At 62.7% G+C, this 12866-nt stretch carries 11 protein-coding genes; 7 read left to right on the top strand and 4 right to left on the bottom strand.

The window, feature by feature from the left end; genetic code table 11:
- Positions 1–14: 14 nt before the first annotated feature.
- A complete protein-coding gene (locus tag MPC4_RS06935; RefSeq protein ID WP_174511870.1) occupies positions 15–2516 on the top strand; it encodes a DUF3772 domain-containing protein in 2502 nt (833 codons plus the stop codon).
- 4 nt (positions 2517–2520) lie between these two features.
- On the opposite strand, the gene MPC4_RS06940 is transcribed toward MPC4_RS06935, so the two are convergent.
- Both MPC4_RS06940 and MPC4_RS06945 read right to left on the bottom strand, forming a co-directional pair.
- Complete coding sequence (locus MPC4_RS06940) at positions 2521–3222, bottom strand: cupin domain-containing protein (RefSeq protein ID WP_174511871.1); 702 nt, start codon at positions 3220–3222, stop codon at positions 2521–2523.
- 105 nt (positions 3223–3327) lie between these two features.
- Positions 3328–3891 carry a nitroreductase family protein gene (locus MPC4_RS06945; protein WP_174511872.1) on the bottom strand — a complete coding sequence of 188 codons (564 nt, stop codon included), beginning with the start codon at positions 3889–3891 and terminating at the stop codon, positions 3328–3330.
- Positions 3892–4287: 396 nt separating this feature from the next.
- Here MPC4_RS06945 and MPC4_RS06950 point away from each other — a divergent pair, with 396 nt between their 5' ends.
- The gene (locus MPC4_RS06950; RefSeq protein ID WP_174511873.1) at positions 4288–6765 is read left to right on the top strand and encodes a YfhO family protein; all 2478 of its coding nucleotides are present in this window, start codon (positions 4288–4290) and stop codon (positions 6763–6765) included.
- Positions 6766–6911: 146 nt separating this feature from the next.
- Positions 6912–7790, top strand: coding sequence for a hypothetical protein (locus MPC4_RS06955; RefSeq protein ID WP_425312427.1), 879 nt, complete (start codon positions 6912–6914; stop codon positions 7788–7790).
- A 106-nt stretch (positions 7791–7896) separates the two neighbouring features.
- Here MPC4_RS06955 and MPC4_RS06960 read toward each other — a convergent pair whose 3' ends face one another.
- Positions 7897–8511: an FMN-dependent NADH-azoreductase gene (locus MPC4_RS06960; protein ID WP_174511874.1), complete on the bottom strand. Its 615-nt coding sequence runs from the start codon at positions 8509–8511 to the stop codon at positions 7897–7899.
- Positions 8512–8591: 80 nt separating this feature from the next.
- Between MPC4_RS06960 and MPC4_RS06965 the strand changes: the two genes are divergently transcribed.
- The 4 genes from MPC4_RS06965 (at position 8592) to ypfJ (ending at position 12061) form a co-directional block, all read left to right on the top strand.
- Positions 8592–9008 carry a winged helix-turn-helix transcriptional regulator gene (locus MPC4_RS06965; protein ID WP_174511875.1) on the top strand — a complete coding sequence of 139 codons (417 nt, stop codon included), beginning with the start codon at positions 8592–8594 and terminating at the stop codon, positions 9006–9008.
- Positions 9005–9994, top strand: a complete 990-nt coding sequence (locus MPC4_RS06970; protein WP_174511876.1) for an L-threonylcarbamoyladenylate synthase — start codon at positions 9005–9007, stop codon at positions 9992–9994. Before MPC4_RS06965 ends, MPC4_RS06970 begins: the two co-directional genes overlap by 4 nt.
- 42 nt (positions 9995–10036) lie before the next feature.
- Positions 10037–10897, top strand: a complete 861-nt coding sequence (locus MPC4_RS06975; RefSeq protein ID WP_174511877.1) for a uracil-DNA glycosylase — start codon at positions 10037–10039, stop codon at positions 10895–10897.
- Positions 10898–11167: 270 nt separating this feature from the next.
- Positions 11168–12061 carry a KPN_02809 family neutral zinc metallopeptidase gene (ypfJ, locus tag MPC4_RS06980; protein ID WP_174511878.1) on the top strand — a complete coding sequence of 298 codons (894 nt, stop codon included), beginning with the start codon at positions 11168–11170 and terminating at the stop codon, positions 12059–12061.
- A 15-nt stretch (positions 12062–12076) separates the two neighbouring features.
- Here ypfJ and MPC4_RS06985 read toward each other — a convergent pair whose 3' ends face one another.
- Entirely contained in the window at positions 12077–12616 is a 540-nt protein-coding gene (locus tag MPC4_RS06985) for a transposase (RefSeq protein WP_174511879.1), read from the bottom strand.
- Positions 12617–12866: the final 250 nt, after the last annotated feature.

Raw genomic sequence — 12866 nt, forward strand, 5'->3', positions numbered from 1 at the left:
GAAAGGAAGCATTATTGAAATATCTCGCTTGCGTTCTCGGCATCATGACGTTGCTGGCGATGACTCCAACGCGAGCGCAGACGCAAGCTCCGCCGCCCGCGACGCCTGCCCCGGCCAAGGCGGCGCCAGCCCAGCCCGCGGCGACGGCCGCTCCGGCGCCGGATCTCGCGCGCCTCGCCGACACGCTCGACAAGGCGAACGCCGCCCTCAATAATATCTCGACCGGCCTCGAGCGCCACAATCAGAGCGATAGCGACCTTGCCGGCGCTCGCCAGCAGATCGGCCCGATCGCGGATTCCGTCAACACCGTCACCGAGCGCATCACGCCACGCATCGCCGAGATCAAGGCGAGGCTGGACCAGCTCGGCGCGCCGCCCGACGACAAATCGCCGCCTGAAAATCCAGCCGTCACCGAGGAGCGAACTGCGCAGCAGCAAAGCTTCAGCAACGCTGACGAACTCTTGAAGCGCGCCAAGCTGCTCTCCGTTCGCGCAGAGCAGATGAAAACCGACATCTCGGCCAGACGGCGCGCCTTGTTCACGAGATCCCTGTTTCAGCGATCAACCAGCATCGCCAACGCCAAACTCTGGACCGACGTCTGGCGCGAGGCGCCCGGAAATATCGAAGACATCGGCTCATTGTTCAGCGATTGGGCGTCAAGGATCAGCGCCCGCTTCGACGGCTGGAGGCTGGCGGCGTTCTGGCTTGGTCTTGCCGCCGTCTTTCTCGCCTACATTCCGCTCGCCGTGCTCGCCAAACGCGTTCTCGCGCGCAGCAGCGCCGTCGAAAAGCCGGGCCGTCTGCTCAAAATTCTCGGCGCCTGGTGGATCGCCCTGGTCATCGCCGTTCCGCCCGTCGCGCTGACCTACATCGTCGTTTTCGGGCTCGACGCCGCTGACCTCACCACCTTGCGCCTGCAAGCGGTCTTCGAGGCGATCGGCAGCGGCGTTCTTCGCATCGCGGTCGCCGCCGGCATCGCCCGCGGTCTGTTTGCGCCGACGCGGCCGAACTGGCGCGTGCCTCCGATCGGCGACAGCGCGGCGGCGCTTCTCGTCGGCGTCGCGACTGCCGTCGCCTCGATCGTTTCGGCGACGCGCCTTTGTGAAGCTTTCAACGACGCCGTGGACGGCTCGCTTTCATTTTCGGTCGCGACGCGCGGCCTTGGCGCGCTGATGGCGGCGATCGCCCTCGCTGTGGGGCTTTGGCGCGTCGGCGCCGATGCGACCGATGTCGACTGCTTCGGCCCCGCGCTCACGAGACGCTGGAACTGGTTCGGCATTTTGCGCGCCGCCGCCATGGTCGCCGCGTTCGTCGTCGCAATCGGCGTCTTTGTCGGCTACCCGACTTTCGCAAGTTTCTTCCTCGACCAGGCGCTCTGGACCACTGCCGTCGTCTCCCTTTACTTTATGGCGAGCATATTGGTCGAAGAGGCGATCGCGACCGGGTTCAAACCGGCGGCGAAATTCGGGCATTGGCTGATCAACCGCATAGGGCTTCAGCGCGATTCGCTGGAACTGGTCGGCATCCTGCTCTCGGGCGTCCTGCGGCTCACCCTGTTGATCGTCGCGGTCATAGCGGTGCTGGCGCCGTGGGGCTTGCAATCGACCGACGTCCCCTTTGATCTTCGCTCCGCGTTCTTCGGCTTCAAGATCGGCGATGTCGTCATTTCTCCGGCCTCGATCGTCATTGCAGCAGTCATATTCGGACTCGTCTCGGCGGCGATCCGGGGCTTGCAGGGCTGGCTCGAGTCATCCCTGCTCCCGCACACCACGCTAGACTCCGGACTGCGCAATTCGATCACGACAAGCCTTGGCTACGTCGGATTTATTCTCGCCGCGGGTCTGTCGCTCGGCTATCTCGGCCTTAGCTTCGAAAAACTCGCCATTGTCGCCGGCGCCCTTTCGGTCGGCATCGGCTTCGGGCTGCAGTCGATCGTCAATAATTTCGTCTCGGGGCTGATCCTGCTCTGGGAGCGCGCCGTGCGCGTCGGCGATTGGATTATCGTCGGCGGAGACCAGGGTTTTGTCCGCCGCATCAATGTGCGCTCGACCGAGATCGAAACTGTCGACCGCGCGCAGGTGATCATTCCGAATTCGAGCCTCATCACCGGCGTCGTGAAGAATCTCGTCCGCAATGACAGAAGCGGACGGATCGTCATCGCCGTGACCGTCAACGGCGCCGCTGATCCCGAAAAAGTACGGGAGGTTCTCTTCGCCGCGGCCAGGGGCAATGACCGCGTATTAAAAATTCCCGCGCCGCAAATATTCTTTACCGGCATGTCCGGATCGACCCTCAGCTTCGAACTCGCAGCCTTTGTCGCCGACGTCGAAATCATGACGCGCGTACGCAGCGATCTCCATTTCGAAATATTCAAACAGTTCAAGGAGCATAAGTTTTTCGACGGACCGCCGGTCGATCCTCAAAAGATCCAGATCGTCGGCGCGGAGAAACTCGGATTTCAGGCGCCGGGAAGAAGCGCACAGGATCAGCCTGGCGCGAGCGCGGCGGTCAGCTGAGATTTTATCCTGCGCCGGAGGCGGCCTCATCGGCCATCCGCGCCGCGGCCGCCGCCGCCGCAAGATGGCCGGTCTTGACGAACAGCGTGCATCCGCCCGCCGAAAACAGGCGCTGCACGCGCCCGCCGGGATCGCGGATCCAGGTCCCCGCCGGATAGTCCCCCTCAGCGTCAGCGCAGGCGCCAGCGAGAACGACCATCTCTTCGCCGCCGGGGTGGATAGCCCGGTTAAGGGTCGCGCCTTGATCAAGCCGGACAAGGAAGGTCGTGACCCCGGCAAAATGATGCAGCGGTTGAATCGCAAAGCCTTCCGGCGCTTTGCGCCATTCGCCGGACGCCGTGTCGATTTCGACGTGATCGTGATCGTCCTTGTCGAATTGCCAGAGCTTGACGAAAAGCGTGCAGCCTTGCGCGCTGAATGGGGCATGGGAGGAGCCGATCGGGTCTCGAATATAGGCGCCGGCCGCGTGGAGCCCATTGTCATCCTCGAACGCGCCGTCGATGACGTAAACTTCTTCGCCGCCGCCATGGGTATGACCGGGAAAGTCGGTTTCCGGCGCAAAGCGCACGAAGCTCGTCGCCCGGGCGACTTCCCCGCCGATCCGGTCGAGCATCAGCCGCTCCACGCCCTTCTGCGGCGAGGGCGTCCATTGCGCATCGCCACGGCGCACCACAATCCGACGCGTGAAATCAGCGTTAATTCTCATGAACGGAGCCCTGTTTCCTTCGACGCCTATCGAAAATGCTCAATATTTCAATGTTCAGCCTACGGTCTTGCTAGGGAAAAACTGCTGCTTTCCGAACACACCTCCTTAAAATCGCGTCACGATATCGGCGAGCGCCGGCCGCACGCGATCCTCGCGCCTCGAGTCATTGCGGCCGATATGGACGAACCCGGCGATTTTTTCTTCGGCCCCAACGCCAAGCCGAGCCAGAACCTCCTGATTATAGCTATACCATTCGGTCAGCCAGGCGGCGGCGAAGCCAAGCGCATTTGTCGCGACGACGAGGTTCATGCAGACCGCGCCCGCGGATAAAACCTGCTCCCATTCAGGAATCTTCGGGTGGGGCGCCGCGCGCGACACCACCGCGATCACCAGCGGCGCGAGGCTCAGGCGCGTTTGCTCGGCGGCTTTGCGTTCAGCGCCCGCCCCCGGGTTCGCTTGCGCATAGACGTCCGCGATGATGGCTCCGGCGCGCTCGCGCGCGTCTCCTTCGAAGACGATGAAGCGCCAGGGCGCGAGCTTGCCATGGTCGGGCGTCCGAGCGGCAATCGTCAGCAGGGTTTCGATCTCTTGGGCGGTGGGTGCGGGACCTGACAAGGTCGCCGGCGGCGCCGAGCGCCGGGTCTTAAGCTTTTCGATCAGTTCGTTCATGGCAGGTTCACTGAACTCGGCATAGAAGGGGTGGCGGCGATCAAATCCCGCCGCGCTGACAGACACAAGCGCGCCTCGATGACATCTGGCGATTTTGTTTATGGAACAAGCATAATTGACCGGGGAGAAGGCAAGGAAATGGAGAGGCCAGCTTCGGGACGCGCTCGGGGCATATGCTGGTCAGATTGAAGCGCGTTCCCAAGTCGAGGGTCACAATGCGTTCAAGAATCCGCGATGCGCGGGCTTCGCTTCATCCGCTCCTTGAAAACGCCGTATAATTTGGCGAATTGGCACTCTGCCAGCCTCAATGTGCCCAATCACACAGCAGTTTGCTGAGACGCGGCAAGAACTCGCTTGCCCCTCCATTACGAACCCGCCCATCGGAACTCCATCCTAATGTCGTTTTTCGATACGCTCCCCTACCCTTCAACCACGCTCGGCCGCCATGCGCGCCGAGGGCTTTCCGAAGTGGAGGAGCGGCTTCAGGCGCCGGTCTGGACAGGCCGGGCGAGCTTCTTCGCCGTGATGGCCCTTCTGGCGTTCCTTGGCCTCGCCCTCGCCTGCTGGCTGGTAAGCGGAGCGGTGGTGCCCTGGGATTCCAAGAATCATTTCTATCCGATGTTCCGTTTTCTCGCCGACGCCCTTCATCGCGGCGAGATCCCGCTTTGGAATCCCTATCATTTTGCCGGACACCCGTCCGTAGCCGATCCGCAATCGCTGCTCTTCACCCCAAGCATGGTGCTGTTCGCGCTCATTGCGCCCAACGCCTCGATGCAGCTGTTTGACGGCGTCATACTGGCTCATCTCGCTTTCGGCGGGCTTTCCATGCTGGGACTGTTCCGCCGGCGGCGCTGGAGCCCCGCTGGCGCGGTCCTCGCGGCGCTGATTTTCATGCTTGGCGGCGCGGCCTCGTCGCGACTGCAGCACACGGGAATGATCATTTCCTATTCGTTCTTTCCGGCGGCGCTTTGGTGCCTCGAAATCGCCCTGGAGCGGCGGTCCTATCGGTTCGCCGTTCTGTTCGGCGTCTTCGCGGCGCTGATGACGCTGGGGCGGGATCAGGTCGCCTATTTGCTCTGCATGGTTCTGGCCGGGCGCGTCATTTTCGCCATCGCGCAATCCGGCGCCGCTTTCGCCTATCTTCGCGCGAGACTGGGCGTGCTCACCCTCGCAGCTTGCGTGATCGGCGCGATTCTCTTCGTTCCGGCCCTGCTGACGATGCAGTTTCTCGGCGATTCCAACCGCCCCGGCATCGCCTTTGGCGTCGCGGCGGCGGGATCGCTCGCCCCCGTCAATCTCATTACGCTCATCGTGCCAAATTTCTTCGGCTCGCTTGACCATCTTTACGATTATTGGGGGCCGGACTACGACACGATGACGCGGGCCGACTGGACCGACCGCGCCGTCGATTATCTCTTCGTCGGCACTTTGCCGATTCTCCTTTTCGTGTGGCATGGGCTTGCAGCCGGTCGGATCTTCGCGCGCGGCATTCGCTTTTTCCTCATTGTCCTGGTCGTGGCGGCCTTGTATTCGCTCGGCCGCTACACGCCGTTCTTCTCCCTCGCTTTCGATTGGATTCCGGGCGTTTCGCTCTATCGCCGGCCGGCCGACGCCACCTTCATCCTCAATATCGCCTTGGCCTTCGGCTCGGGCTATTTGCTGCATCGCTATGTCCTCGACGGTCTGCCGGGCTTTTTCGGCGCAACGCCGCGATGGTTCGGCTGGGCGCTGGCCGCGGCGACCACGCTCGCCGTCGCCGGTCTGATCGGCACTGGCCTCGCCTTTTCCCTCCGCGAAGGCCGGGTCGCGACTTCGATCGGCCAGCTTGGCGTCTCCGCCGCGATCGGCCTCGTCGGAGCGGCGCTTCTGTTCGCCTTGCAGGATCGCCGCAGGCGGGCCGTGGCGGCGGCCTTATTCGTTGTCATCACCGGAGGCGAGATCGTCTGGCGCAACGCCGCCTCGTCGCTCAACGCCGAGCCGGTCAGCCGCTATAGCGTCTTCGCGACGATGAGGCCGGGCGAGGCGGCGGGCGTCGCGCTGCTGCGTCGCGAAATCGCCGCCAAGACGCATGATGGCGAGCATCCGCGCGTCGAGATCCTCGGGCTGCCTGGTCCCTGGCAAAACGCCTCGATGGCGCTGAAGCTGGAAAATACCGTCGGCTACAACCCCCTGCGCATCGACGGTTATGAGCGCGCCGTCGGCCCCGGCGACAATGCCGGCGATCCCAATCTGCGCCATTTCCCTGGCACGTTTCGCGGCTACAAATGCCGCCTCGCATCTTTGCTCGGGCTTGAATATCTGGTCCTCGATCGGCCCTTGACGCGCTTGCCGCGCCACGTGCCGCGCCCGAACGCCGCTTTGATCTATTCGAGCGACAATATGTATATTTATAAGCTTGGCAAAGCCGCGCCCCGCGCCTATTTCGCGCCAGACGTCAAAATTGTCGATAGCGAACAGGTGCTGGACGAACACGTCATGCCGGACTTCGACCGCACTCACGAAGCGCTGATCGATCAGGCAAACCTTGATGATCTCCGGCAGGTCCGCGACCGCGTTTCCGGCGCAAGCTTCAATGCGCCGCCGGTCGCGACGCCAGATCCGTCGCGTGTTGAGATCACGAATTACTCCGACAATGCGGTAACGCTCGACGTTGACGCCGACAAAGCCGGCATTGTCGTGCTCCACGATCTCTTTTATCCTGGATGGGAGGTTCGCGTCGACGGCAAGCCGCAGCCGATGCTGAAAGCCAATATTCTGTTCCGCGGCGTTGAAGTGCCGGCGGGACGCCACAGCATTGAATTCGCTTTCCGGCCGCTGTCATTTGCAAATCTGTCGGCGGCGTTTTCGACCATCCTGCATAAGACCGAGGAGTAAGGGATCACGTGAAGCCCGATTGGCGCGCCGCGACCGGCGCATGTTTGCGCGCAGCGGGCGCGGATTTGCCTCAGACCACTGCGATGAAAGCGCTCTTGAGCTTTGCCGGCGCCCTCTTCGCCTGCGTTTGGCTCACGACGGCGGCTATGGCGCAAACTCCGAATACGGCTCCGCCGGACGCATCGAACATTCCGCCCTTGCGCCTGCCCGCGGGCGAAGAAGCGGCGAAGCCACAGGCGGCGCAGGGCAATGTCCTGCACCTTAGCGCTTTTCTCGGCGCGACCGACGCGCAACCGCTGCGCGCCGGCGTTCACTGGCGCGTCTTTGATGAAAAGGCCGAACTCGACGGCTCCCACACACTCGTCGCCGACTCCACGGACGCGGCGCCGGCGCTCACCCTTCGCGACGGCAATTTCATCGTCCATGCCGCCTTTGGCCTTGCTGGCGCAACAAAAAGAGTCGAGATCAACGGCAAGAGCGTGACCGAGAAACTGGTTCTCAACGCCGGCGCGCTGCGCGTTGTCGGCATGCTCGGCGATGCGCCGATCGCTCCTGCGAAAACGCAAATCTCAATCTATGTTCCGGAGCGAAACAACTCCGAAGCAAAGCTCGTCGCTAATGGAAAATCCGGCGATATGATCGGCTTGCCTGAAGGCAATTATCACGTCGTTTCGACTCTGCTCGACCCCCAGAGCAATGGCTCGGTCAACTCGACCAATTCGGTGATTAGCGCCGATCTGCATGTGCAGCCAGGCAAACTGACTGACGCGACCTTGCGCCATCGCGCGGCGACGATGACGTTGAAGCTCGTCAGCGGTCCAAGCGGCGAAGCGCTCGCCAACACCTCCTTCACGATCCTGACGCCCGGCGGCGACGTCATTCGCGAAATGATCGGGGCCTTCCCCTCGCTGGTTCTCGCGGAAGGCGAATATGTCGCCATCGCAAGGCACGACAGCAACGTCTATCAAACCAATTTCAAGGTCGAATCGACGGTCGACAGAGATGTCGAGGTTTTGGCGAAATAGGGTCGCGCTTCGTGCGGTCTGGAAAAGCTTCGTCGGGGATCGCGCCGACCGCCAAGGTGGACGGCCTGCACGATCCAATATGAGCGCCAGCCCGCTGCGGTCCGGCTCAGGCCGCTTTCAGATTAGAAATTTCGTGCTGGGCCGCTTTGATCGCCTCCGCCTTGGGGTCCGGCCCAAATGCAATGCCTTCGGCGCGCAGGATTTCGACGCCGGTAATGCCTATGAAGCCGAAAACGGCGCGCAAATAGCTCTCCTGATGATCGAGCGCCGCGGCGGGGGCGCCTCCCGAGAATACGCCGCCGCGCGACGAGGCGATGATCACTCTCTTAGCCCCGGCCAGCCCCTCGGGGCCTGCCTCGGAATAGCGAAAGGTTTTTCCGGCGATGACCACCCGGTCGATCCAGGCCTTGAGCTGGCTTGGGATCGCGAAATTATACATAGGCGCGCCGATCACCACGATGTCGGCGGCAAGAAATTCGTCCAGAATTTTGGCCCCGAGAGCAACGTCTTGCCGCACCTCAGCGTCGGGCGCCGGAGCACCTGGCTGTTGCGCAGCGAGGTAAGAACCTGAAAGGTGAGGCGTCGGCTCCGCGGCGAGGTCGCGATAGATGATCTCAAGGCCGGGGGTGATCTCGCGCAGCTTCGCGACGATATCGGCCGAGAGCTGACGACTGACCGAATAGCCGCCGAGAATGCTGGAATCGATGTGCAGAAGTTTCATGGACCGATGCTCTTTCATAGTATAGGTTTGTAACCAAGGCACTATGCGTACCTGTAAAGAAGGCGCAAGGAGGCACATTTTTGGAACAGAGTCACACGCATGTGCCCAGCGAATGCGCCCGCGTCGCGCCGGTGCTGTCCCGCATCGGCGATAAGTGGAGCGTTCTGGTCGTCATGCTTTTGGGCGATGGTCCGATGCGTTTTAACGAACTGCGCCGACGCGTCGGCGGAATCTCGCAGCGCATGCTGACCCTGACGTTGCGCGGCCTCGAGCGCGACGGCTTTGTAACGCGAACGGTTTTCCCGACCATCCCGCCACGCGTCGACTATGAATTGACGCCGCTCGGGCATTCCCTGTTGGTTCCGGTGCGCGAACTCGGCGCCTGGGCCGTGCGGAATGTCTCGGTCATCGAAGACGCCCAGCGACGTTTCGATCAGGCGGCGAAAGGCCAAAGCCAATCCTTGGAGCAGGCCGCGCCGATGAGCTTCGCTAAATGAACAAGGATCTTCGCTCCGCCATCGTCGCGCCGCGCGCGCGCATATGCGAGGCCAGTGCTGCCGGCATCGCGGCGGCGGCGAGCCTTCTACGCGCGGAACAACTGGTCGCGTTCCCGACCGAGACGGTCTATGGCCTTGGCGCGGACGCAACCTCAAAGGCCGCCGTCGCGCGCATCTATGCGGCGAAAAGACGTCCATCCTTCAATCCGCTCATCGCCCATGTGTCGAGCCTCGAAGAGGCGAAGGCGCAGGGTGTGTTTTCACGTGAGGCGAACCAACTCGCCGAGCGCTTCTGGCCGGGCCCCTTGACGCTGGTGCTCCCCCTGGCCCCCCATGCGACGGTCTGCGATCTCGCGCGGGCAAGCCAAGCGACGATCGCCCTGCGCATCCCCTCCCATCCGGCGGCTCTCAGCCTTATCGCCGCCGTGGGGCGCCCTCTCGCCGCGCCCTCCGCCAACCGTTCCGGCCGCGTCAGTCCTGTGAGCGCCGCCCATGTTTTTGAGGATCTTTCCGACGACATCGACCTCATTCTCGACGCCGGGCCCTGCCCCGTCGGCGTCGAATCGACGATCGTCGCGTGTCTCGACGGGCCTCCGCGCCTCCTGCGGCCGGGCGGTCTCTCCCGCGCGCTGATCGAAGAAACCTTGGGCGTCGCGCTCGGCGGCGCCAGAAGCGAAGGCGCGATCATCGCGCCGGGATCCCTCTCCTCACATTACGCGCCGCGAGCGCGCCTTCGCCTTGACGCGTCGGGTGTCGAACATGGCGAAGCCGGACTCGATTTCGGCGGTCGATTTTCTGCGCAAGACGCAGTACTCGACCTGTCGCCGGGGCGAAATCTCGATGAGGCCGCGGCCAATCTCTTCGGTTTCCTGCGCGAACTCGACGCGATGGGGTCGCCCTCGATCGCCGTTGCGCCGATCCCGCATTTTGGCCTTGGCGAGGCGATCAATGACAGGCTGAAACGCGCGGCCGCGCCAAGACCTTGAACATTGCTTCGATGGCTTGAGCGCCGCACGTAAAATTTGGCGATGGATTCACAGCTTACACAGGTTCGCATCGTGCCGGACGGCCTTACCCAACTGTTGCGCTGGTACGCCGACATGGGCGTCGACATCGCGCTCGACGAGGCGCCGCATGATCGGCTGGCGGAAGCGCAAGCTTCGGCTTCACCGATAGCGCGGGAGCCTGAACGCGTAATACAAAGGGAGGAGCCGCCGCGCCAGCCGACCGCGTCCGCCACTCCGCCGCGCGCAGCAGGCACGGTCGCATTTGTGGAAGAAGCCGAGCAGGACGCGCGGGCGGCCGCGGCGTCGGCTCAAACCCTTGCGGAACTGCGCGAGCAGCTGCTGCGATTTACAGGATGCGGCCTCAAGACCACGGCGACCCAGCTCGTCTTCGGCGACGGCGAGGCCGGGGCCGAAATTATGTTCGTCGGCGAAGCGCCGGGCGCGGACGAGGATCGGCAGGGCGCGCCTTTCGTCGGCCGCGCCGGTCAATTGCTGAACAAGATGCTGGCTTCAATCGGGCTTGAGCGCAGCAAGGTGTATATCGCCAACATCGTTCCGTGGCGCCCCCCTGGCAATCGAACCCCGACCCCGATCGAGACCGCCGCCTGTCTGCCGTTTATCCAGCGGCAGATCGAACTCGTTGGTCCAAAAATCCTCGTCTGCCTCGGCGCCCCCTCGGCGCAGACCCTGCTTGGCTCGAAAGACGGGATCATGCGATTGCGCGGGCGCTGGTTCAATTATGCAGTCGGAAACGCGACGATCAAGGCGATCGCCATGCTTCATCCGGCCTATCTTTTGCGGCAACCCGCGCAGAAGAAACTGGCCTGGCAGGATCTGCGGCTGCTCGCCAGGGAGATCGTGCGGCTGCGCGCGCAGATTTAGGAAAACTCCGCATGAAAACGAACAAAAACATGGCCCTTGGTCATCGCGACGCCGATTGCGCAGCTTAAAGGCGATGGCCGCTATTCAGATATCGCGCTTTTGTTTGTTCCCTGTTGCAACGATGAACTCAATCGAAACCATTACGAACGTTTCGAGCCGTCGCCTGGACCGAAATTGATGTTTACGTTGCATCCCTCATTCGCTTTATCTCATGATTTGAATGCATGATCCGATCCACAAACGGAGTCATGCCTTAGCCGGGAGCCGCTTATGAGATGGGAAGATTTTCGCCGTTCCGATAATGTCGAAGATCGGCGCGGTGAAACCGAATATGCCGGCGGCGGCCCAGGTTTTGGCGGGGGCCAGCTCGGCATCGGCGCCATCGTCGTGCTCGGTCTGATCGGCTGGGCGCTCGGCATCGACCCGCGCCTCCTGATCGGGGGCGCCGAGATGATGAGCGGAGCGCGCCATGGCGGTCAAACGCAGAGCGCCCCGCCGCCGTCGCGGCAGGCTGGCGCTCCCTCGGACCAAATGGGCCAGTTCGTCGCGGCGGTTCTCGCCGAGAATGAAGATGTCTGGACCGATATCCTGCCGTCCCAGAAAGGGGTCGCCTACGTCAAACCGAAACTCGTGCTCTATAACGGCTCGACGAGATCGGGCTGCGGCGGCGCGAGCGCGTCGATGGGGCCTTTCTATTGTCCCAATGACCAGAAAGTCTATCTCGACACGTCTTTTTTTCGCGACATGAAAGAGAAGCTCGGCGGCGGCGGCGATTTCGCCTACGCCTATGTCATCGCGCATGAGATCGGCCACCATGTCCAGAACCTGCTAGGCATCCTGCCGAAGGTTCAGGCGGCGCAGCAGCGCGCTTCGAGTAAAGCCCAGGCGAACGCCATTTCGGTGCGCGTCGAACTCATGGCCGACTGCCTGGCCGGCGTTTGGGCCGCCAATGCGCAAAAAAAATACCAGATCCTCGACCCTGGCGATATCGACAAGGCGGTGAGGACCGCTCAGGCGATTGGCGATGATCGCCTGCAAAAGGCCGCGCAAGGCTATATCGTGCCGGATTCCTTCACGCATGGCTCGGCGGCCCAGCGCGAGCAATGGCTCAACACGGGCCTGAAATCCGGTGAGGTCGACGCCTGTAACACTTTTGCGCGATGACGCCGCGAACGCGCGTCACCCTACGCGGCGCGCATGAGTTCGCAAAGTCGTCGCCGGAGTGACGGATCGCGCCAGGGCGGCCAGCCGGCCAGCCGAAGCCTCAAGACAGCGCTGGCGCGAAGCAATGAGACCAGCCAATGGCGCGGCGTTTGGAAAGACGCGCTCGATGAATGTCTCCGGCGCGGCGCGCAGCAGCGCAGCCGGGGCGCGGCCGCTGAGGCTGGCCGATCGTGCTTTGATGAAATCGCCCGCCTCTTCGATGAATCCCGCCTGCGGCGCGAAGCCCGATCGCAGCAGGAAAAGGTGCGGCCCACGCGCCGCCTCTATCGCGCGGCGCAACCATTCGGCCTCGTCCGTCGCCTCAATCAAGCCGCAGCCGGCATGATCCGCGATGAAGCCAAGGCCCTGCTCCGCTGGTCCCGCAATGGCGACATCGCCGAGAAGTCCCTCGACGTTCGCCTTCACGAGCGAACTCAAGGTTCGCACAACGCTCTCCGCGGGATCGATGCGGCGCGACGAGTCAGTCATTTCATAAAGGACGATGGTTGAAAGCATGAGCCAGCCGGAAATGCGCGCCTGCGATAATTGATCAGATAGAGTTGGGAATAGTGCAATCGGGGCCTAATCGCAAAGCGTGGCGCGCCGTCGCTGGGAAATGATTGTTTGGCGCGCCCTATCTGTAATGGACCGCAATCATCCGCGGCCGGGATCGCAATCATCGCAAGTTCCGGCCCACAATCATTGCAACTAGCCTCGGCGCTCGGGACCACAATCATTGCAACTGGACCCACATTGATTGCAACCG

The sequence above is a fragment of the Methylocella tundrae genome, assembly GCF_901905185.1.
Lineage (GTDB): Bacteria > Pseudomonadota > Alphaproteobacteria > Rhizobiales > Beijerinckiaceae > Methylocapsa > Methylocapsa tundrae.